This is a genomic window from Aerococcus sp. UMB1112A (genome assembly GCF_030230715.1).
GTDB lineage: Bacteria > Bacillota > Bacilli > Lactobacillales > Aerococcaceae > Aerococcus.
On record NZ_JASPDS010000005.1, the window covers coordinates 102,374 to 126,875 of the forward strand.

General features: G+C 49.8%; 22 protein-coding genes and 1 riboswitch. Of the genes, 14 read left to right on the forward strand and 8 right to left on the reverse strand.

Annotation, left to right across the window (positions count from 1 at the left end):
- Positions 1-429: 429 nt before the first annotated feature.
- From QP860_RS04485 to proB, 3 genes are all read right to left on the reverse strand, one after another.
- Positions 430-957 carry a hypothetical protein gene (locus tag QP860_RS04485; protein WP_070619142.1) on the reverse strand — a complete coding sequence of 176 codons (528 nt, stop codon included), beginning with the start codon at positions 955-957 and terminating at the stop codon, positions 430-432.
- 251 nt (positions 958-1,208) lie between these two features.
- On the reverse strand, positions 1,209-2,462 hold the full coding sequence (locus tag QP860_RS04490) for a glutamate-5-semialdehyde dehydrogenase (RefSeq protein WP_284912252.1): 1,254 nt from the start codon (positions 2,460-2,462) through the stop codon (positions 1,209-1,211).
- 1 nt (position 2,463) lies between these two features.
- Entirely contained in the window at positions 2,464-3,315 is an 852-nt protein-coding gene (gene proB, locus QP860_RS04495; protein ID WP_246818942.1) for a glutamate 5-kinase, read from the reverse strand.
- A 111-nt stretch (positions 3,316-3,426) separates the two neighbouring features.
- On the opposite strand from proB, the gene QP860_RS04500 reads away from it, so the two are divergent.
- The 5 genes from QP860_RS04500 to QP860_RS04520 all read left to right on the forward strand — a co-directional run bounded on the left by QP860_RS04500 (position 3,427) and on the right by QP860_RS04520 (position 7,824).
- Positions 3,427-4,290 carry a M15 family metallopeptidase gene (locus QP860_RS04500; RefSeq protein ID WP_070619145.1) on the forward strand — a complete coding sequence of 288 codons (864 nt, stop codon included), beginning with the start codon at positions 3,427-3,429 and terminating at the stop codon, positions 4,288-4,290.
- Positions 4,291-4,375: 85 nt separating this feature from the next.
- The gene (locus QP860_RS04505) at positions 4,376-4,927 is read left to right on the forward strand and encodes a GNAT family N-acetyltransferase (protein WP_070619148.1); all 552 of its coding nucleotides are present in this window, start codon (positions 4,376-4,378) and stop codon (positions 4,925-4,927) included.
- A 239-nt stretch (positions 4,928-5,166) separates the two neighbouring features.
- Positions 5,167-5,715 carry a hypothetical protein gene (locus QP860_RS04510; protein WP_067972573.1) on the forward strand — a complete coding sequence of 183 codons (549 nt, stop codon included), beginning with the start codon at positions 5,167-5,169 and terminating at the stop codon, positions 5,713-5,715.
- A 126-nt stretch (positions 5,716-5,841) separates the two neighbouring features.
- On the forward strand, positions 5,842-6,882 hold the full coding sequence (locus tag QP860_RS04515; protein ID WP_070619151.1) for a tetratricopeptide repeat protein: 1,041 nt from the start codon (positions 5,842-5,844) through the stop codon (positions 6,880-6,882).
- 162 nt (positions 6,883-7,044) lie between these two features.
- Positions 7,045-7,824, forward strand: a complete 780-nt coding sequence (locus QP860_RS04520; RefSeq protein WP_070619154.1) for an acetoin reductase — start codon at positions 7,045-7,047, stop codon at positions 7,822-7,824.
- A 637-nt stretch (positions 7,825-8,461) separates the two neighbouring features.
- On the opposite strand, the gene QP860_RS04525 is transcribed toward QP860_RS04520, so the two are convergent.
- The 3 genes from QP860_RS04525 to alr form a co-directional block, all read right to left on the reverse strand.
- Positions 8,462-9,289, reverse strand: a complete 828-nt coding sequence (locus QP860_RS04525) for a helix-turn-helix domain-containing protein (RefSeq protein ID WP_284912253.1) — start codon at positions 9,287-9,289, stop codon at positions 8,462-8,464.
- A 146-nt stretch (positions 9,290-9,435) separates the two neighbouring features.
- Complete coding sequence (gene dapA / locus QP860_RS04530; RefSeq protein WP_070619160.1) at positions 9,436-10,332, reverse strand: 4-hydroxy-tetrahydrodipicolinate synthase; 897 nt, start codon at positions 10,330-10,332, stop codon at positions 9,436-9,438.
- A 116-nt stretch (positions 10,333-10,448) separates the two neighbouring features.
- Positions 10,449-10,595, reverse strand: a riboswitch (Lysine riboswitch).
- A 64-nt stretch (positions 10,596-10,659) separates the two neighbouring features.
- Positions 10,660-11,802 (reverse strand): alanine racemase, encoded by a 1,143-nt coding sequence (gene alr, locus QP860_RS04535; protein ID WP_070619163.1) that lies wholly within the window; start codon positions 11,800-11,802, stop codon positions 10,660-10,662.
- A gap of 104 nt (positions 11,803-11,906) precedes the next feature.
- Here alr and QP860_RS04540 point away from each other — a divergent pair, with 104 nt between their 5' ends.
- Positions 11,907-12,374 carry a low molecular weight protein-tyrosine-phosphatase gene (locus QP860_RS04540; RefSeq protein WP_070619166.1) on the forward strand — a complete coding sequence of 156 codons (468 nt, stop codon included), beginning with the start codon at positions 11,907-11,909 and terminating at the stop codon, positions 12,372-12,374.
- Positions 12,375-12,600: 226 nt separating this feature from the next.
- Here QP860_RS04540 and metK read toward each other — a convergent pair whose 3' ends face one another.
- Positions 12,601-13,800, reverse strand: a complete 1,200-nt coding sequence (metK, locus tag QP860_RS04545; protein WP_284912254.1) for a methionine adenosyltransferase — start codon at positions 13,798-13,800, stop codon at positions 12,601-12,603.
- Between the two features lie 199 nt (positions 13,801-13,999).
- Here metK and QP860_RS04550 point away from each other — a divergent pair, with 199 nt between their 5' ends.
- Positions 14,000-14,368 (forward strand): hypothetical protein, encoded by a 369-nt coding sequence (locus tag QP860_RS04550; RefSeq protein WP_070619170.1) that lies wholly within the window; start codon positions 14,000-14,002, stop codon positions 14,366-14,368.
- A gap of 979 nt (positions 14,369-15,347) precedes the next feature.
- Here the strand turns inward: QP860_RS04550 and QP860_RS04555 are convergent.
- A complete protein-coding gene (locus tag QP860_RS04555; RefSeq protein ID WP_284912255.1) occupies positions 15,348-16,469 on the reverse strand; it encodes a M24 family metallopeptidase in 1,122 nt (373 codons plus the stop codon).
- Positions 16,470-16,555: 86 nt separating this feature from the next.
- Between QP860_RS04555 and QP860_RS04560 the strand changes: the two genes are divergently transcribed.
- The 7 genes from QP860_RS04560 to QP860_RS04590 all read left to right on the forward strand — a co-directional run bounded on the left by QP860_RS04560 (position 16,556) and on the right by QP860_RS04590 (position 24,489).
- On the forward strand, positions 16,556-17,290 hold the full coding sequence (locus QP860_RS04560; protein ID WP_070619173.1) for a TraX family protein: 735 nt from the start codon (positions 16,556-16,558) through the stop codon (positions 17,288-17,290).
- 23 nt (positions 17,291-17,313) lie between these two features.
- Positions 17,314-18,687, forward strand: a complete 1,374-nt coding sequence (locus tag QP860_RS04565; RefSeq protein ID WP_070619176.1) for a Sapep family Mn(2+)-dependent dipeptidase — start codon at positions 17,314-17,316, stop codon at positions 18,685-18,687.
- A gap of 1,001 nt (positions 18,688-19,688) precedes the next feature.
- Complete coding sequence (uxuA, locus tag QP860_RS04570; protein ID WP_070619179.1) at positions 19,689-20,798, forward strand: mannonate dehydratase; 1,110 nt, start codon at positions 19,689-19,691, stop codon at positions 20,796-20,798.
- Positions 20,799-20,827: 29 nt separating this feature from the next.
- Complete coding sequence (locus tag QP860_RS04575) at positions 20,828-21,682, forward strand: SDR family oxidoreductase (RefSeq protein ID WP_070619282.1); 855 nt, start codon at positions 20,828-20,830, stop codon at positions 21,680-21,682.
- A 249-nt stretch (positions 21,683-21,931) separates the two neighbouring features.
- Entirely contained in the window at positions 21,932-22,783 is an 852-nt protein-coding gene (locus tag QP860_RS04580) for an HAD family hydrolase (protein WP_070619182.1), read from the forward strand.
- 18 nt (positions 22,784-22,801) lie between these two features.
- Positions 22,802-23,452 carry a bifunctional 2-keto-4-hydroxyglutarate aldolase/2-keto-3-deoxy-6-phosphogluconate aldolase gene (locus QP860_RS04585; protein WP_070619183.1) on the forward strand — a complete coding sequence of 217 codons (651 nt, stop codon included), beginning with the start codon at positions 22,802-22,804 and terminating at the stop codon, positions 23,450-23,452.
- Positions 23,452-24,489 carry a sugar kinase gene (locus QP860_RS04590; RefSeq protein WP_070619186.1) on the forward strand — a complete coding sequence of 346 codons (1,038 nt, stop codon included), beginning with the start codon at positions 23,452-23,454 and terminating at the stop codon, positions 24,487-24,489. Before QP860_RS04585 ends, QP860_RS04590 begins: the two co-directional genes overlap by 1 nt.
- The last annotated feature ends 13 nt before the right edge of the window (positions 24,490-24,502 follow it).

Here is a 24,502-nt window from a genome sequence, read left to right on the forward strand (position 1 = left end):
AGTAAGGCTTGCGCCAACTCTCCCTAATTCGCTTCGTTTGCTTATTCATGGCTAACGATCAAACTCAAGCTCCACTCTTGCTCATAAATAAATGGCTAAATAGATTCTTCTTAAACTTTAATTATATAGAAAAATAGGAGGTCCTATCAATCACCAGCTGGTCATTGATAGGACCTCCTTTTGCAATAGAGATTGGAAATTTTATTTCAAATTCTTTTTAAGTAAGAGAGTTGAAGACTAGTAAAGGACTTACGATTTTTCTAGCTTAATTAATAAGTAGAAACAGAGAAGAACAAGCAAAATTTTTAAAATTCTGAGGGAGGTTTCCGATATAAAGACTGCGTTTGCACTCCCTGGGCTACTGAGGAAGACTAAGACGCCCATTATAATCGCTGTATAGATATTTTTCTTTTTTTTCTTACTCATTTTTTACACCCATTGATAACCAGTAGCAAACCATTGAGCTCCATTTGCAGTTCGTTGTAGGACTAAAGAAACTTGTAAAGGCCTTGTAGCATCAACCTGACTTATTATTACATTAGCAATCTGAGGTGCTAATTTCCAACCGCCAGGTAGTTTTGCGGCTAGTATTAATGAACCAGCCCCTACACCAATATTTTTAACTTTATTGACAACCTCTGGTGATAGGGTAACAGTAGTTTGATCCAGTATACTTCCAGATCTAAAACTTGTTGTCACAGGCTGGATTGTATTGAGTTCATTAGGATCATAGTTCGGATCATTTATTGGTTCTTCAAGGTCGTAACCAAGCTCTTTCGCAGTTTCGAAAAATTCATGGTTTGTAAAACTGTAATACTCAGTTATTTTTTGACCTTCGGATACATGCTGAGTGATAGAATCGTTTGGCTGAACGGTTGTTGCTTGTACTCCCGTTACTGCAATTGGTGAAAGTAAAAAGGCAACGGCACTTGAGAGTAATAGTTTCTGTTTAAACATATCACTGCTCCTTTCAGTTGCTATTAGTTCCTTACACATTCAATATAACAAGCATAAAAAGCGCTTTCAATAATTTTGGTTAATTTATATTTAATTTAATCAAAATATAATGTTCAGATTTCCTATTCGATTGAAAAAAATTAACGGCAAAAACCTCAGTAAAGTGGACTCTCATCATTAAAATAACAGTAAAAAGGCATGGCTTGAGAAGAATTCAAGTGATGCCTTTTTGAATGCTATAAACTGACATGCTATTCCCGGATCTGCCCCTGGCCCTGGATCAGGTACTTGTAGGAGGTCAGGGCCTTGAGTCCCATGGGGCCGCGGGCGTGGAGTTTCTGGGTGGAGATGCCGATCTCGCCGCCGAAGCCGAAGATGCCGCCGTCGGAGAAGCGAGAGGAGGCGTTGACATAGACACAAGCCGCGTCGATATCGTTCATGAAGTCTTGGGCCACTTGGTAGTCCTTTGTGGCGATGACTTCGGAGTGCTTGCTAGAATAGGTCTGGATATGGTCGATAGCCTTCTGGTAGGAGTCGACGATCTTAACGGCGATGTCGTAGTCCAGGTATTCTTCCGCATAGTCCTTCTCTTCGGCTGGAATGGCATCCTTGACCAGGCTACAGGTGCGTTGGTCACCGTGGAGGCGGATCCCGTTTTGCTCAATTAGGAGACGGGCCTGGTCCAGGAAGTCCTTGGCAATTTCCTGGTCGAGGATTAAAGTTTCCAGGGCATTGCAGACAGACACGCGCTGGGCCTTGCCGTTGATGAAGAGTTGGATAGCTTCATCGAGATCAGCAGACTGGTGGACGTAGAGGTGGCAGTTGCCTACACCGGTTTCGATGGTCGGAATAGTTGCGTTTTGGACCACGCTCTGGATGAGAGCAGCGCTTCCCCGGGGGATCAGGCAGTCGACATAGCGGTCCAGCTGCATGAAGGCCGTGGCCAAGGCCCGGTCTGGGTCATCGATGTATTGGATGGCGTCCTGGGGCAGGTCGACGGAGGCAAGTCCCACTTGGAGGGCCGACACGATGGCTAAGTTGGATTGGAGGGTTTCCTTGCCCCCGCGCAGGATGACGCTGTTCCCCGTCTTAAAGCAGAGACTGGCGGCGTCAGCAGTGACATTAGGCCGGGACTCGTAGATAATACCGATCACGCCGAGGGGGACGCGTTTTTGGACGATGTCGAGGCCCTGGGGTGTGGTCCAGCCGGCGATGACTTCGTGGATGGGGTCAGGCTGTCGGGCCACGTCTTCCAGGCCTAGCGCCATAGCTTCCACCCGGTCTTCGGTCAGGGTCATGCGTTCGATAAAGCTGTCGGGCCGGCCTTGGTCCCGGGTCTTGGCGATATCTTGGGCATTGGCTTTGAGGATGGCTGTCTGCTTTTGGCGGAGTTGGTCTGCCATGGCTAAGAGGGCGGCTTCTTTGCTTTGGCTGCTGGCCTGGCCGAGTTGGCGGGCAGCGGCCTGGGCTTTTTGGGCCATGATTTCAAGGTCTTTGATGTCCATTTTATTTTTCCTCCTTTTGGAATGATTGGCGGGCGGAGACCAGGCTACCAATATCTTCTCCTGCTAAAAGTTTGAAGATATCGGCGGGTTCCTGGCTGCCCATGATGACCATGCTCCGGCCCTGGTCCAAGACCAACTTGCCGGCTTTGAGTTTGGTGGTCATGCCACCGGTTGAGAAGCTAGACCCCTTGCCGCCAGCTTGGTCTAAGTTGTCTTGGCTGATGCCTTCCAGCCGGCTGATTCTTTGGGCTTGGGGGTTGCTATGGGGGTCAGCGGTATAGAAGCCATCGACATCTGTGAGTAGGACTAAGAGGTCGGCTTCAACAATATTGGTAACTAGAGCAGATAGGGTGTCATTGTCCCCGAAGCGAGTCTGGTGGTCCAGCTCATCGACAGCGACCGCGTCATTTTCATTGATGACGGGGATAACTTTTTGAGCTAGGAGAACTTCCAGGCTGTTCCGGCAGTTCTTCAGGCTTTCCGGATAGTCCATGACGTCCCGGGTTAAGAGGATCTGGGCCACATCCTGGGTGTAATAAGCAAAGAAGCGGCTGTAGATACTCATCAGGGTGACTTGACCCAAGGCAGCCAGGGCTTGTTGTTCGGGGATGGCTTGGGGGCGCTGGGCGATTCCTTGTTGGACACAGCCGACCCCGATGGCACCTGAGCTGACGAGGACAACTTCCTTGCCGGCTTGGCGGAGGCTAGCCAGGGTGAAGGCGAGCCGGTCGATGCGCGGGTAGTCGATCGTGTTTTGGTCTGTTAATAGGGAATTGGTTCCGATTTTGAATACTAGGCGTTGGGCATGGGCTAGGTCTTGGCGCTCCATCTCTTCATCGCTCCGTTCTCTCATAATTTCTTCATTATTGTACCATAGTTTGCCTAGCCTTGCCTGGTTTAAAAAGCTTTCGACTGGGACTAAAGACTGTTATAATAGGAAGTAAGACTTAAGGAGGCGGGTGCGATGACAGGAGAGGGCTTTAAACGTGTGAGGCAGATGGTCTATATGATCCTCTTAGCCGGAATGGTAGTGGTTTTGGGGCTTGTGGACCAGTCGTCTGCTTTTGAGAGTCATGCCAAGCTGACCAACCAAGTGCCGGCTTTGAAAGCAAATGAACGCCCCAGCCAGGGTAAGCTCCAGGTAGCGGGCGCTGACCAATTGGAGGCTAGGTTCGGAGGCCAATTAGACCAAGTCCTTGCTGAGATGCCTGACTCTATCGACCCCAAGGACTGGCGCTTGATCCTTGTCAACCGCCAGGCGCTCCTAGATAAGGAACCAGATTTTGAAGCTGCCCAGACGCCAGAAGGTCAAGTCTATGACCAGCGCCTCCAAGGGGACCTGGAAGCCCTCATGGCCGATGCCCGAGCGGCGGGCTATGACCTGCGCACCATCTCGGCCTTCCGCTCCATCGAATCCCAGGCCTACAACCGCCAGCACCAATATGAGACCTATCTCAACCAGGGCAAGTCCAAGGAAGAAGCCGAGCGGATGACGGATGCCTACATCGCACCGGAGCGGGCGACGGAACATGCGACGGGTCTGGCCTTCGACTGGTTGAGCCAGGCTTGGCTGGACCAGGGTGGAGGCCTTGATGACAGCTTCGTCGAGGATCCAGCGGCCCAGTGGTTAGCTGACAACGCTCATAAGTATGGCTTCATTTTGCGCTATCTCAAGGATCGTGAAGCCATTACGGGTTATGAATTCGAACCCTGGCACTACCGCTATGTTGGTAGAGAACACGCCGCCTTTATCCAGCGATATGGGTTGACCCTAGAAGAATACTTGCAACTGGCCCGCTACCGGGACCAAGTTAAGTCAGGATCTTAGGCCAAATGTTTGGAACTTATGTTATAATAAGCCGTGACAATGAATATTTAGGCTTCGACTGAGCCGGAATCGGGGAAAAACTTGTATGAATCACAAAGGAACAAAGACCATTGAGACACAGAACTTGCTCTTGCGCAAGTTTGATGTATCTGACTATGAACAGATGTATCAGAATTGGGCAGGGGATAGCCAGCTGACCCAGTACGCCAGTTGGGGTGTCCATGAGTCCAAGCGTACCACCAAGAAGCTCTTGGAACACTGGCAGCCCAAGCGCACTAACGATAAAATTTACCGCTGGGGAGTGGAAGACAAAGCTAGTCAGGCCCTTATTGGTGAAATCCACGTGAAACGGATCGTTAAAAAGATTGCGACCTGTGAACTGGAATTTCTCTTCGCCCAGTCGGACCAGCGCACCGAATTGGGGGCGGAAGCGGTCCGGACAGTTACCCACTTCCTCTTCGACGCTGTTCAAGCGGAACGGGTCCAAGTAGGAATTGACGTGGAGGACCAGGCCAACCAAGCCATCCTAGAAGCCTGCGACTACCAGGAAGAAGGCGTCCAGAAACGCGGCTTAGCCAACAACCGCGGGATCGTTGACCGGCGCTGGTTTGCGGTCGTCAAAGCGAATAAAGACTAAAAAGGGCCCTAGCAGGCCTCTTTTTTATGGGGAAGTGTAGTTCTCTAGAGGCCGACTTCGAAAGCGGAAGGGATGTTCACTCGCACAATTTGTCACTTGCTGTGAATACGGGTTGGCCATCCAATGTACTTTTGATCAAATAAATAAACTAGCACTTTTGGCGGTTATTCCTTGCAGAGTCTGTTATAATAAGACTGTTAGCGTTTCAATAGCTTGACTAGGAGGGTGGAGGCGAGACCATGCGTTTGGATGAATTATATACCCGTTTGAATCATTTGGCTTTCATTGAGAATTATTATGTGACGACCAAGGAGTGGGAGGGCGAGAGTTTTCGTGTCTTGAAGATTTATGATGATGACAGTAAGCTAGCGGAGGTCAACTTGGACCAGCCCTATATGCTGCGGACGAGCTTCCAGGGCTTCAATAACCGACAAATCTTAGAAAAACAGGCCCTCTTAAAGCTCTTAGTGGACTTCACCATGACACCAGTTGACCAGCGCCAGTCTGACCTCTATTACGCTTATTATTACGACCTCTCGAATATTACACACTTCATCAAGCGCCTGGCCAATAATCGCTTGGCCGATGACATGATTCCCATGGCTTATTTCCGGACCCTATCCGATGACGAGAAGCAAAAATACCTCTTTAATTCGGCGGAATTTGATGACTTTCCAACGGACTATAAGCCCCGCTTTACCCCAGACTCTTTTGTCAAAGTGATGTCTCTGGAAGAGATGGAGGAATCTTTGGAGGAACGCTTTCCTGCTGGGCCCTTGGATGATTAATCAAGAGTGATCGGTAAAAGGCATCACTGACCCTATGCCCAGCCTTGAACTTTGACCAAGGGCCGATTACAATAATTACTGGTGTCTTTGACCGGTAATCATTATTCCGAATTAAGGGGAAATATTATGAATCAAGATCAAGAACATTTACTAAAAGAAATTGAACAATTACTTGTGGGCAATTATAGCCAGGCCATTAGCGAAGTGGGCCAAAAATTGGTGGAAAATATTGTCCTGATCCGTAACGAAGAATTCCTTTCGAAATTAGAGGATTTGCTCTATGAAGCTTATCCTGAAGAGACCTTGAAGAATCGCAAGCGTTATGATGACTCGGACAAGCACTCCGACAATATCTTAATGGCTAAGATCGACGAGATGTTAGCGGCGGGTGAGGTGACAGAGGCGCGCTTTGCCATGGAAGACTTCATCCGTAGCCTAGATTCTGACTTTGACCAGTACAATCCTAAACCTGGCCAGCGTCACTTGAGTATCTTTGACTTGGTGGGGCGTTTTGAATTCTTGCTCCACGAAGAAGCGGGCATGCAGCTCTTGCCGACCCACCGCGACTTCAGCAAGATCTATCAGACCTATGCCAAGGTCCTGCTCCAGGCTAATGAGCGCAAGGAAGCGGCGGACGCCTACCAACAGGCCCTGCTCTGGCACCCTTACCAAGTGGCGATGATCTATGACTTGGCGGCTCTCTACCTGGATATGGACCAGTACGGCATGGCCTATGCCATGATCCTAAAAGGCCTGAAGTATTCAATCGAACGGTCAGCCTTGGCCCGAGGTTATGCCTGCTTGGCGAAATTCTACGCCGGCAAGGGGGACTTAGAAGCTGCCCTGAACTTTGCTAAGATTAGCCTGCGTTGGAAGGAGAATGAGGGCGCGACCGACCTGCTCGAATCGCTCAAGGAAGAGGGCCTGGAAGTTGAAGAGCCCTTGACCAATAAGGAAGTGGCACAGATCCTCCAAGACTACAAGTTGGACCAGTTCCCTTCCGATGCCGCCCTCTGCAAGCTGGTCAACATGGCCCAAGCAGCAGTAGAACTGGGCAATATGAAGACAGCCCGCTTCTACTTTAAGCTCTACCAGTCCCTAACCCAGGACCAGGAAGTCGCTGCCGATGCTGTGATCGCCAACCTACAACGTCAATTAAATATGTAGAAATTGAAGAGCCTCCAAGGACATTGACTTGTCTTTGGAGGCTTTTTTGTTTTGGGAGGGGAATCTGTTTCGCTTTTGAATTTAGGTCGAGGGCTTTAAGTTTTATTTCGGTTCCGAAATTGTTATACTTAAGTTAAGTCAAGAAAAGGAGGAATTTATTTTATGTCAGAGAAGAAAGTGGCAGTGATTACAGGTGGGGCCCAGGGCTTAGGCAAGGCTATCGCCCAGCAATTAGCGGCGGATGGCTTTGACCTGGTCTTAGCGGATATCGATCGCGATACCTTAGAAGCTACCCAGAAAGAATTTGCAGACCAAGGCATCGAGGCGGCTATTAAGGAAGCGGATGTGAGCAAGCTCCAAGATCAGAAGGACCTGGCGGCTTATGCGGTGGACCAATTTGGCCGTTTAGATGTCTTCGTAAATAATGCTGGGATTGAAGGACGTGTCGCTCCTCTGATCGATCTGGAAGAGGAAGATCTGGGGGCGCTCTTCGATATCAATATTAAGGGGACCATCTACGGGATCCAAGCCGCAGCCAAGCAGATGAAGGAACTTGGCATTAAGGGTAAGATTATCAATGCCTCCAGTATTGCGGGACGCGAAGGTTTTGAAATGCTCAGTGCCTACTCAGCGACTAAATTCGCGGTGAGTGGTCTGACCCAGACCGCAGCCAAGGAATTAGCAGATGATGGAATTACCGTCAATGCTTATGCGCCAGGGATCGCTGGCACCGGCATGTGGGACCGCCTAGATGAAAAATTCGCGGAACTGACTGGTGCTGAAAGAGGGGAGACCTTCAAGGAACAGGTGGCCAATATTGCGCTCGGCCGCACCCAAGAACCAGAAGATGTGGCTAATTTAGTCTCCTTCCTCGCCTCAGAAAAAGCGGACTATATTACCGGTCAAATCATTGTGACCGATGGCGGCATGGTCTTCCAATAAGATTGCCTTAAAGAAAGATAGAAAGGCCTACCTCCCGACCTTGAATGCCGGGTGTTGTCAATCCACATTGGGGGCCTCTAGTGTGGCTTGGCTGATGGCAATCCACACTCGGAGCTTTTGCTTGTGGATTGACCTGTTTGTACAGGGACTTGCTCATACCCTAGTCGGGTTCGAGGATGCAGAAAGGGCTCCTCTTCACAAAGATCCGTCGAAGACTTGCAGTCTTCTCTGGCTCTTTGCTCCAGAGGTCCCTTTCTCCCGCATCCTCTCGCACCCTTTCTAGTCGGGTTCGGGCGCGCAGCTTCCTTGTCACTTCACATAAAGCCGTCGAAGGTTTTCAACCTTCTCTGGCTTTATGCTCCAGTGAAAGGAAGCTACCCGCGCGCCCTCACACCCTTTCTAGTCGGGTTCAGGCTAGCAGAAATAGCTCCTCTTCACCAAAATCCGTCGAATGCTTTCAGCCTTCTCTGGCTTTTGGCTCCAGAGGTCTATTTCTCCCGCTAGCCTTCACACCCTAAAGTCGGGTTCGAGGATGCAGAAAGGGCTCCTCTTCACAAAGATCCGTCGAAGACTTGCAGTCTTCTCTGGCTCTTTGCTCCAGAGGTCCCTTTCTCCCGCATCCTCTCGCACCCTTCTTTTATTTCGCGTCGTGTGGTCTGTAATGGTAGTGTTTGATGAAGGAGCGGTAGAAGTTGCTGTAGTCTTTGAAGCCGGCGTTTTTCCAGGAGTGGCTGATGGATTGGCCTTTTTTGATGCAGTCGTGGGCGTAGCTGAGGCGTTTGGTGATGAGGTATTGGTAGAGGGTGTCGTGGTAATATTTTTGGAAGATACGGTTGACGGTTGAAGTCGAGATATTGAAGCGTTTGGCGGTGTCTTGGAGGGTGAGGGGTTCGTTGAAGTGGTCGTCGACGTATTGCTTGATGTCGCTGGCCAGTTGGTCGCGCTTGGTATGTTCGTGGAGCAGGGGGGCGTTGGGCGACTGGTAGATTTGGCAGGTTTCGAGGAAGAGCAGGCTAGCCAGGTGGAAGATAATCTTCTGCTGGTAGAGGGTAGCTTTTTCCGCTTGAACTTGTTTGAGCTGGCCGAAGAGGTCGAGGAAGACTTGCCAGTTATTTTCGCTCACGGGGAGGATGCGCAGTTGACTGAAGACTTGGATGAGGTCAGTGGTGTCGATGAAGGTATGGTTGATCTCATCGAGATAGTTATCCCCAATGGAGAGGACATAGCCATAGAATTGAGGGGAAGCGTAGTGTTGGCCTGCCTCGAGTTTGAGGTCAATGCTTGAAGGAATGACGATGATTTGCTTGGGCTCGACTTCAAGTGACTGCTGGTTGACGGTGATCCGTAGCGCCTTAGTGACAAAAACGAGCTCGTGGCGGTGGAAGGAAGAGCGGTTATATTGGTCGATGAAGTCTTCATCCATCGCGGTTGCTTTAATTCGAAAGGGGACTTGTCGGTCGGTCATTAGTTTAAGCCTCCAATTGTTGTATATGATAGATACTATTTTATACTAAAACCGATTTTATTCAAGTTAGTGAAGTTAAAAATAAGCAGCTAAAATCACTCCATTCCAAGCAAAAAGCCAGCTGGAAAAGCTGGCTGAAAGTCATACTATTTGTTTAAAAGGCCGAGTTCGTCCATTTGTTCTTTTAATTTATTTACAGTTTCTGCTTGGGGTTGGCCCAAGGGGAGACGGGTTGGGCCGACTTCGAAGCCCTGGATAGCTAGGGCTGCTTTGACGGGGATGGGGTTGGGTTCGCAGAAGAGGGTGTCGATTAGAGGTTTGAACTTGGCTTGGAGCTCGCGGGCCTTGGCGAAGTCGCCGTCGAGGGCGGCGTGGATCATGTCGTGGACTTCTTTAGGGGCGATATTGGCCAGAACAGAGATCACGCCTTGACCGCCCAGGCTCATCAGGGGTACAGCGGTATCATCGTTGCCTGAGTACACGTCTACCTGGTCGCCGCAGTAGTGGAGGTTGTCAACGGCGTGGTTGAAGTTACCGGTGGCATCTTTGAGGCCGACAATATTTTCAAAGTCATCGATGAGGCGACGGAGGGTTTGCGGCGCAATGCCCATGCCGGTCCGACCTGGCACATCGTATAAGATGATAGGTATATTTACTGCCTTGGCGATGGCAGCGAAGTGTTGGTAGAGGCCTTCTTGGTTGGTTTTGAGATAATAGGGCGTAACAGAGAGCAAGGCGTCAGCACCAGCTGCTTCACATTCCTTGGAGAGGTTGACTCCGTGGCGGGTGTCGTTAGAACCAGCGCCGGCAATGACAGGGACGCGCTGGTCGACAACTTCTATACAGTAACGGATGAGATCAATCTGTTCCTCATCGGTTTGGTTGCTGGCTTCGCCGGTTGTTCCGGCCACAATGATGGCGTCGGTTCCTGCTTCGATTTGGCGTTCAACGAGTTGGCGGAAGACCTCATAGTTAATTTCACGCGCTTCTGTATCCTGGTAGGGGGTAACAATGGCCACCCCAGATCCTCTATAAATAGACATTTGTTTTTCCTCCTTAATGGTTAAACAGCTTAGTAAAATAGAAAAAGCTAAGATTCTGGAATCTTAGCTTACTTGGGTATGCCTATACAAAGTCAGCGTGTATGGTTCACGGGCCCAAGTAGGATAAGTCCTCCAAAATAAGAATGGGCTTCTCATTTGACAGTGACAGCCTTGTTCAGTACTGCCCCCAGCAAGCAAGCTTGCTTCGGCGCTGACCCCTTTCGTTTCCTAATGATGGTGAGCGCGGCCTCTATATCCCTACTTTTCTATTGCTATTAATCTAACATAGCCACTATTAATAGTCAAGGATAAAACGGTTAAAGGACTTTAATCTTGGTAGTCCCGGGGTAGGCGCTGGCTTAAGAGGCAGAAGGTCTCATAGGCGATGGTGCCGGCATGAGCGGCGACGTCCTCAGCCCGGATGACCTGGCCCTGGTTTTCACCGATGAGGGTGACCTTGGTGCCGATGGGGTAGGCTTGGTCGAGGCGGACCATGCACTGGTCCATGCAGACCCGGCCAACGATAGGGCAGGCCTGGCCTTGGACGAGAACTTCAAGTCCTGAATAGGCTCTCAGCCAGCCGTCCGCATAGCCGATAGGGAGGGTGGCAATCCATTCATCCTGGCTAGCGGTATAGGTGGCCCCGTAGCCGACTGTTTCGCCAGCATGCATCTGCTTGACATAGGCAATTTCTGTCTCTAGGCTGAGGGCGGGCTCCAAGGCATAGGGAAGGTCTTCTGCCCCGTTCGACGGATTGGCGCCGTAGAGGGCAATTCCCAAACGTACCATGTCCAGGGTCTCATCCGGATACCAGAGGGCCATGGCGCTGTTGGATTGGTGGAAGAGAGGAGCTTGGGGGAGTTGGCTACAATCGATAGCCTGGCGGATGTCTTGGAAGGCTTGGACTTGGGCAGCCTGCTTGCTTTTGCCTTGGGGGTCCTGGCTATCTGCCGTCGCAAAATGGGTGAAGATGCCCTTGAGCGTGAAAGCCTTGGGATGAGCGGCAATCCAGTCGATGGCAGCTTGCAAGCTCTGACTATCGAGGAAGCCAATCCGCCCCATGCCGGAATCAACAGCTAAGTGGATCTCTAGGGCAGGGTAAGTGCAAGCTTCGAGTTCTTCCGTCACCGCTTCTAGCCAGTCTATCCGGCTGACCGTCACGGCGATCTGAGCCTGGGCCATTTCCAGGGCATCGGAAGCTGGGATCACCCCTAAGACCATGATATTGTTTTGGATACCGGCTTGGCGGAGTTCGAGGGCTTCATCGGTTAGGGCCACACAGAAACCATCGGCACCGGCTTCTTCCAAGGCCTGGCTGACGGCCTTAGCTCCGTGTCCATAAGCATCTGCCTTGACCGTGGCATAGACCAGCTTGCCTGGGGCTAGGGATTGCTTAATCCCTCGGTAGTTCTGTATAATAGCATCTAGGGAAATCTTAGCGCGGCTAGCGCGGCGATAAGCAGTAACCATTGGATGTGATTCACTTCTTTCTATTCATTGGTCAAATAAGAGACTTACTCTTATTTTAGCATTGCCCATGAGAAAATATGATTAAATTTCACTTAGGAGGTTCTATGGTTAAGATTTGTTTTATTTGTTTAGGTAATATTTGCCGGTCTCCCATGGCGGAAGCCTTGATGCGCGAGGAAGTTATGCAGCGCGGTTGGGAGGATAGGGTTTTGGTGGAATCAGCAGCGACAGGAGATTGGAACCTGGGTTCAGCTCCCCACCCCGGCACCGCCAACCTGTTAGCAGCTAAGGGCATCAGCACGGACAATATGTATGCCAGCCTGTTGGAAGCCGGTGACGTCGACCGCTACGACTACTTAATCGGCATGGACGACAGCAATATCGAAAATATTGAGAAAATTGTTGGCACTAGCGACAAGGTCTACCAATTATTGGACTTCACTGACCAGCCTGGACCGATCGCCGACCCTTATTATACCGGGAACTTTGACCTGACCTATGATTTGGTCACAAAGGGCATCCAGGGCCTCTGCCAGCACCTAGAAGCGACTTATCCCGAATTGCGCGACTAGTATAGAGAGGAAAAACTGCCAGCCAAGGAATAAATCGCCTTGCCTAGCAGTTTTTTTGTGGAAATTTTTTGGAGAGGCGTGTTGAACTTGCGAACGACGATCTCCTTAGCAAGTTGCCCAGGTCCAAATGCAAAACGGATGCTCAAAAGTAATTACTAAACAAAAGCAGCTCTCCCCTAGCCAACCTGGACCGGAGAGAGCTGCTTTCTTTTTTATCTTATTTATCTTAGTCCAGGGCGTCCACGGCAGCCTTGAGCTCGTCAATGCGGTCGGTCCGCTCCCAAGGGAAGTAGGGGCCTTCTGCATGGCGGCCGAAGTGTCCGTAGGCGGCAGTGGGCTCATAGATGGCTTGGCGCAGGTCCAGGCTGTCGATGATACCGCGTGGGGACAGGTCAAAAATCTGCCGGACGGCTTGGGTGATTTTCTCCTTGGCCACGGTTTCGGTGCCGAATGTATCGATATTGATGGAAACAGGTTGGGCAACCCCGATGGCGTAGGCGAGTTGGATTTCGCACCGGCTGGCCAGTTGGCTAGCAACGATGTTTTTCGCAATGTAGCGGGCCATATATGAGGCACTCCGGTCAACTTTGGTGGCGTCCTTACCGGAGAAGGCGCCGCCCCCGTGGCGTGCCATGCCGCCGTAGGTATCCACAATAATCTTCCGTCCCGTTAGACCAGCATCTCCCTTGGGTCCGCCGATAACAAAGCGGCCAGTTGGGTTGATGTAGTACTTGGTCTCGTCATCTAAGAGATGGCTTGGGATGACTTCCTTGATCAGGTGCTTGTGGATGTCAGCTTCAATTTGTTCCAGGGGTGTTGATTCCGCATGTTGGGTGGAAACGACAATGGTGTCGACGCGAACAGGTTTTTTGTTCTCGTCATATTCCACGGTAACCTGGGTCTTGCCGTCGGGACGCAGGTAGGGCAGGATCTCTTCGTGGCGAAGGTAGGCCAGGTGCTCGGCCAAGCGGTGGGCCAGTTGGATAGGCAGGGGCATGAAGTCTTCGGTTTCGTCGCAGGCAAAGCCAAACATCAGGCCCTGGTCCCCAGCACCGAGCGCTTCTTCGCCTTCTTTACCCCGGATTTCGAGGGCCTGGTCGACCCCTTGCGCGATATCAGGGGATTGCTGGTCGAGCGCGACCATTACGTTGAGGTTCTCTGCGTCGAAGCCGTATTTGCCCCGGGTGTAGCCAATATTTTTGACGGTCTCGCGGACAATGGTCTGGAAGTCGAGATTGGCTTGGCTGGAGATTTCACCGAAGATCACAACCAGGCCGGTATTCACAATGGTCTCACAAGCTACCCGGCTGTTAGGGTCCTGGCTGAGGGCTGCATCCAGGACAGCGTCGCTGATCTGGTCAGCGATTTTGTCGGGATGGCCTTCGGTAACACTCTCACTGGTAAATAAATAATGGTTTTGTAACATTTTGTCCTCCTTAATGGGCAAGGATATTTTCTGTTTTATTCCTTGTCTATTCTAGCATGTAATTGTAAAGCTGGGAATGGTCAAATAATATCTTGAAAGTTCGTTAAAAATTCAAACATAGTCGGTAAAATAAAAGCAAAGTGTGTCTGCCTGGTCCACTGGGGCGGGCTAGACGCCAAAATAGAGAGGAGGGGACCAAGTGAAACGCGCAAGCTACCGCAAGGCCAAGGCGGAACTCGCCAAGGAAAAAGAACGCGCCAAAAAGAAAGGCCAAGCCTTATTCGATACCCACTACCAGCAGGAAACCACAATCTACGCGACGGATGACCGCAAGCGAGACCGGGAAGCCGTCGATTCCAAAACGCGGGAGATCGACCTGGATACCAATGAAATCTTCTATGACCGCGAGCGCAAGCGCCAGTGGTTCTGGTCGGATAGCCAGCATGGTGCCTACCGCATCTTGGCCCTGGGATTGGTTGTCGTGACCCTGGTCCTGCTCTGGTTCATCGGTCCCTTCGTGATCAGCTACCTGCGCGGCCTCTTCCACCAAGCCCAGCTCTGGTTTTAGTGGCGAGGCAGGAGGGGATGACTGGTAAGACCGACTAAAGGCAGTCTTATGCTCTTTGTTCTAGAGCTTTATTTCTTCCGCTAGCCTTCACAGCTTAGTTGGGGTTAAGTAATTTGCGCTCAGACTTGCTGAATGCAAAATGATAGCGGTTATTTGCGTTCAGAGCTGCTGAGTACAAAATGGCAGCTGCAATTGTGCTCAGAACTGCCATATGCAAATCAGACAGCTAGAACCTTGTTTGACACCATTCCAATTACTAAAAGCTAACCGATCTTGCTCTCACCCTAGTTGGGTTCGCAAAGGCAGAAAGGGAGTGACTTCAGCAAAGTGGAACGACCGGCTAAAGCCGCTCTTATCCTCTTTGCCTCCAGTCATCCCTTTCTAAACGCCTTTGCTCGCACCCTTTCTAGTCGGGTTCAGGCTAGCAGAAATAGCTCCTCTTCACAAAGAGTCGCCGAAGACTTGCAGTCTTCTCTGACTCTTTGCTCCAGAGGTCTATTTCTCCCGCTAACCTTCACACCCTGTATAGTCGGGTTCGCAAGAGCAGACTTGAAGTGATTTCAACTCATCGAAACGCCTGACTGATGTCAGCCTTTTTCGATGAGTCTCCAATCATTCAAGTCTACCCGCTCTTGCTCTCACCTTTTAGTCGGGTTCGCAAGAGCAGCTTTGGAGTGCTTTCGCAAGTCGGAACCGTGCAAGCAGGGCTTGCCCTTATTCCGACTTACTCCAAGCATCCAAAGCTAACCGCTCTTGCTCTCACCCTAGTTGGGTTCGCAAAGGCAGAAAGGGAGTGACTTCAGCAAAGTGGAACGACCGGCTAAAGCCGCTCTTATCCTCTTTGCCTCCAGTCATCCCTTTCTGAACGCCTTTGCTCTCACCCTATAGTCGGGTTCGGTCGCGCAGCTTCTTTGTCACTTCACAAGTCTCCATCGCAGTCCTCCAGACTGCTCTGGTGACTTGCTCCAGTGAAAGGAAGCTAACCGCGCTCCCTCTCACCTTTTACAGGAATAACTGTGAGTTCTTTTGGGTAGTGGTTGATGATTTCGACTCCGTCGGCTTGGGCGATGACTAGGTCTTCGATTCTTACTGCGGTTTCGTCTTCTAGGTAGATGCCGGGTTCGATGGAGAAGCACTGGCCGGCTTGAACCACTTGAGTGTTGGCTTGGCTGACGTCGCCGGCTTCGTGGGTTTCCTGGCCGATAAAGTGACCTGTCCGGTGGATGAAGCAGTCGCCGTAGCCAGCTTGGGCGATGGTGGTCCGGCAGGCCGAATCAATGGCTTGGAAAGTAGCCTGACCGACCTTAACGGCTGCAATTCCAGCTTCCTGGGCCTCCAGGGTCAGCTGGTAGAGGGCCCGGTCCTTGTCTGAGACCTGGCCGTAGTAGAAGGTCCGGATCATGTCCGAGCAATAGCCTTGGTGGCGGCAACCGATGTCGACCACAATGGCGTCTCCCACTTGAGGTCGGCTGTGGTCCGACAGGTGGTGGGGGTCGGCCCCGTTCGCTCCGTAAGCGACGATGGGTTCGAAGCTAAAGCCTCCGTCTGCTCCAACTTCGCGGTAGATCTTTTCCAAGGCCTGGCAGGCTTCGATTTCGCTAGGGCCATAGGGAAGCACTTCTTCTACTAAGCGGGCCATGGCCTGGTCGTTGAGGGCGGAAGCCTGGCGCATGAGCTCTTGTTCACCTGCCGACTTGACGCCGCGCTGTTGGTCGACCAAGTGGCTGGCCAGGCTGAAGTTACTCAAGGGATAGGTCGTGATGAGGGGGAGGAGGTAGTTGGCGGTCATCTGCTTATCGATGCCGAAATTTCCCACTTCCTCTAGGGGCAAGCGCTTGACCAGCTGGCCGAAGTCATCTTGGTCTTTGGTCCGAAGCACTTGAAAAATATCATCCACTTGGAAGCGGAAGAGCTCGTTGGCTACGAGGCAGGGCCGTCCTTTATAGGGCACAATGAGGAGCCAGAGCCGCTCCATGGGGTCGACTAAGACGCCGGTATAATAATAGATGCTGTAGGGGTCAGTCACTAGGATTTGGGTCACATGCTGGCTTTCCAGTCGGTCTTGTAAGGACCTTAAACGGGCACGATATTCACTTGCCATCGTGTCATCTCCTTTATGTCTTGATAGGAGCATTATAAAACAAAACTAGCAGAAGAACAAAGCCATTCAGGAAAAGAGGGAAGCAGATGCAAAACACGTGCGATGATGACAGTAGAGGACCAATCTTCTCCTTGACGGGGACCCAGTTGAAGCTGATTGCCATGCTGGCCATGTTTATTGACCATGCGGCAGTGGTTTTCATAGAGCCCCAGCTCTTGGCGCCAGTGACCTGGCTGGACTTCTTGACGGTGTCCAGTGAGAGCCTGGCCTTGGTCTACCTCATCATGCGGTCGATCGGCCGGATTGCTTTTCCTATTTTTTGTTTCCTTCTAATTGAGGGCTTCGTCCACACCCGGTCGGTCAAGGCCTATGCCGGACGACTTGGGGTCTTGGCCCTCCTTTCAGAACCGCCCTTCGACCTGGCCCTCTTCCGGCAAAGCCTTGACTGGAGTCATCAGAATGTTTTCTTTACCCTTCTAGCAGCGCTCTTGGCCCTGGTCAGCTTAAAACAAGACCGTTACCGCTGGCTCAAAGTTATCGGGCCGCTATTCTTGATGATCCTCGCTGAGCTGGGGGGAGTTGACTACGGTTACTTTGGGGTAGCCCTGGTAGTCCTCCTCTATCTGAGCCGGCAGGAAGCCTTTTACCAAGCTGTGGTCGGGGCCCTAGCTTCGCTTTGGGAGGGGCCTGGTGTGTTGGTCGCTTACTTCCTTATTTACCACTATAATGGAGAAAAGGGGCGGGGGAATAGCCGCTGGTTCTACTTTCTCTATCCGGCCCACTTACTTATTTATGCTGGGATCCGTTACTTGCTTTTGTAATGAATTAGAAAGAGGTGGCACAGATGTTAGCCATTAATTATGACGCTTATTTCGAGGACTTATTGGCCGAGCTTAAGGCCCTCGTCCGCATTCCATCCGTTCGCGACGAGGCTACAGCCTCCAGCGAGGCGCCTTATGGTCAAGAAATCCGGCGCGCCCTGGACTATATGATAGCGCTCGCCCAAGCAGAAGGCCTGACTGTACAAAATTATGCTAATGAGGCGATTGCCATTGACCTGCCCGGACAGTTAGCGACCCCCTACCGGATCGACGTGGTCAGCCACTTGGATGTGGTCCAAGCAGGCAGTCATTGGACCCGGCCCGCCTTTGAAGCGGTAGAAGAAAACGGCAAGCTCTACGGCCGCGGGGTCAATGATATGAAACGGTCCTGCCTCTTGGTCTTCTATGCCATGAAGATTATCCAGGACTACAAAATTCCTCTCCGCAACCAGTTGCGCCTGGTCTATGGCTCTGATGAGGAAACAGAAATGCTAGACCTGGAGCCTTACTTGCGCCAGGCCGGCCAGCCTGACTTTGCCTTCACTCCGGATGGCGTCTTTCCTGTCTGTGTAGGGGAATTCGGCGCCATTACCTGGGAATTCCGCCATGAACTGGCAGGCTACGGGCCAGTCCTCGAGCTATCAGGTGGAGAGGGAGCCAATGTGGTGCCTTCTCAGGCCCAAGCCCGTTTAGCTGGTGATTACCAAGAGCCTCTCCAGACTTATCTGGATCAGAAAGATTGGCCGGGCCAAGTTAGCTACCAAGATGGTGAGACCCACTTGCGCCTAGACGGCAAGGGGGCCCACGCCTCAGAACCCCAGCTCGGGATTAATGCTATCAGTCGGCTCTTCCAGACCCTGGGAGAAGCCTTGGACCTAGAAAGTTTTAGCGAACTAGGCCGGACCTTCAGCCCTAGCGATGGATCAGGAGTCGGCATCGCCTATGCCAGTCCGGAAATGGGAGCCTTGACCTTTAACCTTGGTCAGGTGGATTTTCGAGCTCAGTCCGCTATCAAACTCGCCGTCGACTGCCGCTTTCCCAATGGCTCGCATTCGGATGAATTGAAGCAGAAGATCCAAAGTCTTTTGCCTGATTGGCAGATCCAGGCTAGTTTCGACGTCCCGGTGACCCTAGAAGATGCGGACCGGCCAGCTATCCAGACCTTGTCGAAGACCTTTGCCCAACACTTCCCTGAAGAAAGCCAGACGCCCCTGATCGGCAAGGCGGTTTCCTATAGCAAGAAAGTAGGCAACTGCATCAGCTTTGGCGCCAATTTTCAACAGGACCCTGAAGTGGCCCACCAGGCGGATGAGTATGTGGAAATTGATAGCCTCATCCCGCTTCTCAAACTGTACACGGAGAGTTTGATTAAACTTGGCCAGGCTAAGGAATTGTAGGGTGGATAGCGATTAAAGGAAACGGTGCTAGTGAGCATCCGTTGCGCTTTTGAATTTGGGCCTTGAATCTTTAAAATTCAGTCGCTGACACTCCAAATCCCAAAACACCATACGGCCTTGCTTCGATCACGCTGACAAGTCTATCCAGCTGAGCTTATTCGTTAATTTCAAAACAAAAAAGCAGAAGCTCTTATGATCTAGAAGCTTCTGCTTTTTACCTTGTTAGTGCTGTGAATTAAAAATGATTCACCAATAAATAGAATATCTGTTATGAGCAGGCGTTAAGCACATGCTCACCTACACCATTCACTTCTGGCTAATTTTAATCTTCTTTATTGCTGAGGTAGATGCTTTGGATAATGGTGAAGATAATCAAAATCACATACCAGAGAATTTTGCGGTTACGCTTTTTTTGTGCTTTGGATGTTGCCATAGGATTCACCTCACTCTTTTTTCTTAACTAGTATAGCATATCTACCCCGTGGAAACCATTACAAAAGGGTGAAGCCGCTCTCCAAAGTACCTTGTCATGATATTCTCTGATCTTTACCTGGCTTATACTATTATAGATAAGCGGGAGCATATACTTTTGACTGACTAGTCGGTCAATTAAAATAAAGAAGAGAAGACGAGAAGAATTTTTTCCAATTAACTGGCAAGGTATTCCAGCCCAGCAACCCCTAGGATAAGCACAAAAAGAGCACAAAAAGCCCTGGATGATTATTGGGATTCGACATCAAATTCATAGCCCAAAGCATGTGCAAAAATGTTCTTATATGAAGCGCTTTCGCGTCAAATCAAGGCTTAGCTGATATCAGGCTAATCCTTTTGCTCTGAAAGCGCTCTAATTATATTTATTTAAACTATCAAAAAACTGGCCTTTTCAAGCAAGTCTACTTGATATAATTAACGCTTATAAGGTACAATTAATATAGAACGCTGTGGATAAGTTTGGGCAACCAAAGTCCCACAAGTTTTTTGTGAAAAGGAGAAGATAAAATATGGAAATGAGTTTTAGATGGTATGGCCATCATGACCCAGTTAAGCTAGAAGATATCCGTGTCATTCCAGGTATGCAAGGTATCGTAACAGCTGTTTATGATGTGCCAGTGGGGGAAGCATGGCCCCTTGAAAACATCGAAAAATTAAAGGCGTCTGTTGAGGAACAAGGGATGCATATTTCGGTTATCGAATCAATCCCTGTCCATGAAGACATCAAATTAGGGAAAGCAAACCGCGACCAATTGATTGAAAATTACAAAGAGTCTATCCGCAATGTGGGTAAGGCCGGAATTCCAGTGGTATGCTACAACTTCATGCCTGTCTTTGACTGGACCCGTACCGACTTAGAATACCTTCTTCCTGATGGTTCAACTTGCTTGGCCTTCTTCAAGGATGAAGCTGAAGCAGTGGACCCAATCAATGGGGACTTTAGCCTACCAGGTTGGGATGCTTCTTACACCAAAGAAGAAATGGCCCAAGTCTTCGCAGACTATGCAGAAGTCGATGAAGAACAATTATGGGAAAATTTAGAATATTTCCTTAAAGAAATTATTCCAGTGGCTGAGGAAGCTGGCGTGAAAATGGCTATCCACCCTGATGATCCGCCTTATTCTATCTTTGGCTTGCCACGTATCATTACCGGTCTAGACGCTGTGAAGCGCTTCTTAGATATCGTGGATTCACCAAGCAATGGGATCACTATGGACCACGGCTGCTACTTCTCAGATGGCAAGAACGATGTTGATGCCATTATGGAATATGCCTTGAAACGCGACCGAATCAACTTCGTCCATGCCCGTAACGTCCAAGCTGGCGACTGGGGCTTCATGGAAACTGGCCACTTATCTGCTAACGGGGACGTGGACTTCTACAGCATGATGGACCTCTTAGTGAAATACGGCTGGGAAGGCCCAATCCGTCCTGACCACGGCCGCCGCATCTGGGGCGACCAAACCGAAACACCAGGTTATGGTCTCTATGACCGTGCCCTAGGGGTTGCCTACATCAACGGCCTCTACGAAGCGCTCTGCCACAAGTATGACCGCAAACCAGACTTCGGCCAATCCGTTTATCCACACGACGAAGAATTACTTAAGAACCGTAAATAAGAAATAACAAGAGAGAGGGAATGCAAAAAATGGCAAACAATCCATATGTTCATGATTTTTCAGGTAAGACTGTTGTATTAACTGGTGCAGGTGGGGTTATTGTTTCTAAGTTAGCAGAAGGTTTTGCTCAAGCTGGCGCTAATGTTGCTTTACTTGACCTTAACGAAGATGCAGCTAACGAAGCGGCTGAAAAGATCAACGCTTTAGGTGGCGGCAAGGCTAAGGGTTACAAGTGTAATGTTTTAGACAAGGAAAACTTAGAAGCTGTCCGCGAAGAATTGAATAAAGACTTCGGCCCATGTGATATCTTAGTTAACGGGGCAGGCGGTAACAGCCCACGTGCAACTACGGATAACGAATTCCATGAAGAAGGTTTAGACGAAGAAACCACTACTTTCTTCGACTTGGATCCAGAAGGCGTTAACTTTGTCTTCAGCTTGAACTTCCAAGGGACCTTACTCCCAACCCAAGTTTTCGCTAAAGACATGGTAGGCCGTGAAGGGGCAAACATCATTAACGTTTCTTCAATGAACGCCTTCACACCATTAACCAAGATCCCAGCTTACTCAGGAGCTAAGGCAGCTATCTCTAACTTCACCCAATGGTTAGCTGTTCACTTCTCTAAAGTTGGCGTACGTTGCAATGCCATTGCACCAGGTTTCCTTGTGTCTCACCAAAACATTGACTTAATGTTTGAAGAAGACCACGAAACCTTGAAACCACGTGGTAACAAGATCATTACCAATACACCAATGGGTCGCTTCGGTGAAGCTGATGAAATGGTTGGGCCAACCCTCTTCTTAGCCGATGAAAAATCCGCAAGCTTTGTTAACGGGGTTATTATCCCAATCGATGGTGGTTTCGCTGCTTACTCAGGTGTTTAATCGGGGCAGCTGTTTTAGATGAATGAATGGGAAAGGCTTAAGCAGGAAAGTAACTTTGTTTAAGCCTTTTCCTTAGTGGTGGAAGAAGTATAGGATTCTGAATGAAACTGTGCTGATGAGCACCCGCTCCACTTCCGCTCATAAGTAAACAGTTAGCCGAATCCCTAGCAGCTTAGGAAATGGCTAATTAGCTAAAATAATAATGCGAAACCACTAAAAGACATAAAAGCAATTTAAGGAGGAATTATCTTGGCGAATTTACCGGAACAATTTACTAAACAAAGAGACTATTTAGTCTGCGTGGATTCTGATGGCTGTGCCATGGACACCATGAATGTCAAGCACTTTGAATACTTTGGCCCTTTAGCAGCTGATGAATTCAATATTCAAAACAAAGACCAATTCCAAGAAGACTGGAACCGGGTGAACCTGTTCTCATCTACACGGGGGATTAACCGCTTCAAGGCTTTAGTGATCTGCTTGAACAATGCCAAAGAAGCTGGCGAGGACATCATCAATATTGATGCCTTAGCGGAATGGACTGAAACGACTTCATCCTTATCTAATGGTTCCTTAGAAGATAGCTTGAAAGACCAAGATGATGAGTCCCTCAAACGTGCCCTGTCTTGGTCCCAACGCGTGAACAAGGGGATTGAAGAAGAATTAGCTGGCAATGACAAGCCTTTCCCAGGCGCTAAGGACGGCCTTGCTGCTATTAGCCAAAAGGCAGACCTTGCCATCGTATCATCGGCTAACTCAGAAGCCCTCAACTCTGAATGGACCCGCCACGGTTTAATGGACTATGTGGACGTAGTTTACGGCCAAGAAGCAGGTTCTAAGAAAGACGCCATTGCTAACCTCTTAGAACACGGCTATGACAAGCACAAGATCTTGATGGTTGGGGACGCACCTGGCGACTTAAAGGCTGCAACCGACAACGGTGTTCTCTTCTACCCTATTATCTTTGGACAAGAAGAAGAGAGCTGGGCTGGTTTAGAAAACACAGGCTTGGACAAATTCTTGAATGATGACTATGCGGGTCAATACCAAGAAAGCAAAATCCAAGACTTTGAAGATAACTTAGCCAAACACGACAAATAATTAGGAGGATATGCTCTTATGGCAAAAAAAGCTGAAACAATTGTACAAATGAAAGAAAACTATCTCTTCGCTGTTATCCGTGGGGAAAGCGAAGAAGACGGCTACATCATCTCTAAAGCCTGCTATGAAGGCGGCGTGAAGAACATCGAAGTGACCTTCTCCACTCCAGGAGCTGAACGCGTGATGGCCCGCTTGGCTGAAGAATTCAAGGGCACTGACATGGTCGTTGGGGCTGGTACCGTTCTTGACCCAGTGACCGCTCGCATCGCAATCTTAAACGGGGCAGAATTTATCGTATCCCCAGCTTGGAACCCTGAAGTGGCTAAGATCTGTAACCTCTATACAGTGCCTTACCTACCAGGTTGTGGGTCAGCGACTGAAATCCAAGAAGCTTTAACATTAGGCTGCGAAATTGTTAAAGTCTTCCCAGGTGGCGTACTTGGTTCTGGCTTCATCAAAGATATCCATGGTCCACTTCCACAAGTTGAATTAATGCCTTCAGGTGGCGTGAACATTGACAACATGGAAGAATGGATCGACAAGGGTGCTTGGGCAGTTGGTGTGGGCTCAGCACTAACCAAAAACTACAAAGCAGAAGGGGCAGAAGGCGTTAAAGCAACCGCTAAGGAATTTGCGGACCGCCTAGCTGCTATCTTGGCTGATAAATAATGCTCAAAAAAGTTGTGACTCTGGGAGAGCTCTTGCTCCGGCTAACGACTGAGAGCAGCGAGCGTTTCTCACAAGCCCAAAACTTTGAAGCAACATTCGGTGGCTCAGAAGCAAATATTGCGGCCACCATCGCACATCTCGGCATGTGGGCCAGCTTTATCTCAGCTGTACCAGCCAATGAAATTGGGGATGCAGCTGTTGAATTTATGCGTAAGAATGGGGTTCACACCGGCTACATTCTTCACCAAGGCCCTCGTTTAGGGATTTACTTCGCAGAGAAGGGCCATTCCATCCGGCCTTCGAAGATCGTTTATGACCGCCAGTACTCTTCCTTTGTAGAGTCCAAGGTGGAAGATTATGACTTTGACTTGATCTTTGAAGATGCCAATTGGTTCCACACCTCGGGCATTACCGCTGCCCTGTCACCTGAACTCTTTGAGCTCAGCAAACAGTGCATGATTGAAGCCAAACGCCGGGGGATGAAGGTTAGTCTGGACTTGAACTACCGGGCTAGTCTTTGGGGCTTTGAAGAAGCCCGCCATGCTATGGCTGAACTGGCGCCTTATGCGGATCTCCTGATTGGGATCGAACCGCTCTTCCTGCCTGATGTGGATGGTAATGACTATAAAGACAACCGGAATATCCAATTGCCTTATGATTTCAATACCATTTCTCCGATTTTAGAGCAGATCGCTTCCCACTATAAGTTGGAGAAGATCGCTTTGACCAAGCGCAAGGTCATCAATGCTAGCCGCAACATCCTCCAATCCTACCTCTACGATGCTAAGGATAATGAACTCTACCCATCCAATGTCTTTGATGTTGATATCATCGACCGGATCGGGGGCGGGGATGCCTTTGCAGCAGGCTTGATCTATGCCTTAAATACCGATAAGTACACTGACGCTGAGGCCATCCAATTCGCTAATGCGACCTTCGCCTTGAAGCATACCATTCCAGGCGATATGGCCATCGTTAACCTGAAAGATGTCGAATCCCTCATGTACCGAGGTAGCAATTTCGACGTCCAACGCTAAAGCAATAGAAAGG

Coding starts and splice junctions, on each gene's coding strand:
- QP860_RS04565 (WP_070619176.1), top strand. CDS start 17,314: ATGTTAGCCATTAATTATGACGCTTATTTCGAGGACTTATTGGCCGAG.
- dapA (WP_070619160.1), bottom strand. CDS start 10,332: ATGTCTATTTATAGAGGATCTGGGGTGGCCATTGTTACCCCCTACCAG.
- QP860_RS04485 (WP_070619142.1), bottom strand. CDS start 957: ATGTTTAAACAGAAACTATTACTCTCAAGTGCCGTTGCCTTTTTACTT.
- QP860_RS04520 (WP_070619154.1), top strand. CDS start 7,045: ATGTCAGAGAAGAAAGTGGCAGTGATTACAGGTGGGGCCCAGGGCTTA.
- proB (WP_246818942.1), bottom strand. CDS start 3,315: ATGAGAGAACGGAGCGATGAAGAGATGGAGCGCCAAGACCTAGCCCAT.
- QP860_RS04575 (WP_070619282.1), top strand. CDS start 20,828: ATGGCAAACAATCCATATGTTCATGATTTTTCAGGTAAGACTGTTGTA.
- QP860_RS04525 (WP_284912253.1), bottom strand. CDS start 9,289: ATGACCGACCGACAAGTCCCCTTTCGAATTAAAGCAACCGCGATGGAT.
- alr (WP_070619163.1), bottom strand. CDS start 11,802: ATGGTTACTGCTTATCGCCGCGCTAGCCGCGCTAAGATTTCCCTAGAT.
- QP860_RS04585 (WP_070619183.1), top strand. CDS start 22,802: ATGGCAAAAAAAGCTGAAACAATTGTACAAATGAAAGAAAACTATCTC.
- QP860_RS04560 (WP_070619173.1), top strand. CDS start 16,556: ATGCAAAACACGTGCGATGATGACAGTAGAGGACCAATCTTCTCCTTG.
- QP860_RS04555 (WP_284912255.1), bottom strand. CDS start 16,469: ATGGCAAGTGAATATCGTGCCCGTTTAAGGTCCTTACAAGACCGACTG.
- QP860_RS04510 (WP_067972573.1), top strand. CDS start 5,167: ATGCGTTTGGATGAATTATATACCCGTTTGAATCATTTGGCTTTCATT.
- QP860_RS04490 (WP_284912252.1), bottom strand. CDS start 2,462: ATGGACATCAAAGACCTTGAAATCATGGCCCAAAAAGCCCAGGCCGCT.
- QP860_RS04540 (WP_070619166.1), top strand. CDS start 11,907: ATGGTTAAGATTTGTTTTATTTGTTTAGGTAATATTTGCCGGTCTCCC.
- uxuA (WP_070619179.1), top strand. CDS start 19,689: ATGGAAATGAGTTTTAGATGGTATGGCCATCATGACCCAGTTAAGCTA.
- QP860_RS04505 (WP_070619148.1), top strand. CDS start 4,376: ATGAATCACAAAGGAACAAAGACCATTGAGACACAGAACTTGCTCTTG.
- QP860_RS04500 (WP_070619145.1), top strand. CDS start 3,427: ATGACAGGAGAGGGCTTTAAACGTGTGAGGCAGATGGTCTATATGATC.
- QP860_RS04590 (WP_070619186.1), top strand. CDS start 23,452: ATGCTCAAAAAAGTTGTGACTCTGGGAGAGCTCTTGCTCCGGCTAACG.
- metK (WP_284912254.1), bottom strand. CDS start 13,800: ATGTTACAAAACCATTATTTATTTACCAGTGAGAGTGTTACCGAAGGC.
- QP860_RS04515 (WP_070619151.1), top strand. CDS start 5,842: ATGAATCAAGATCAAGAACATTTACTAAAAGAAATTGAACAATTACTT.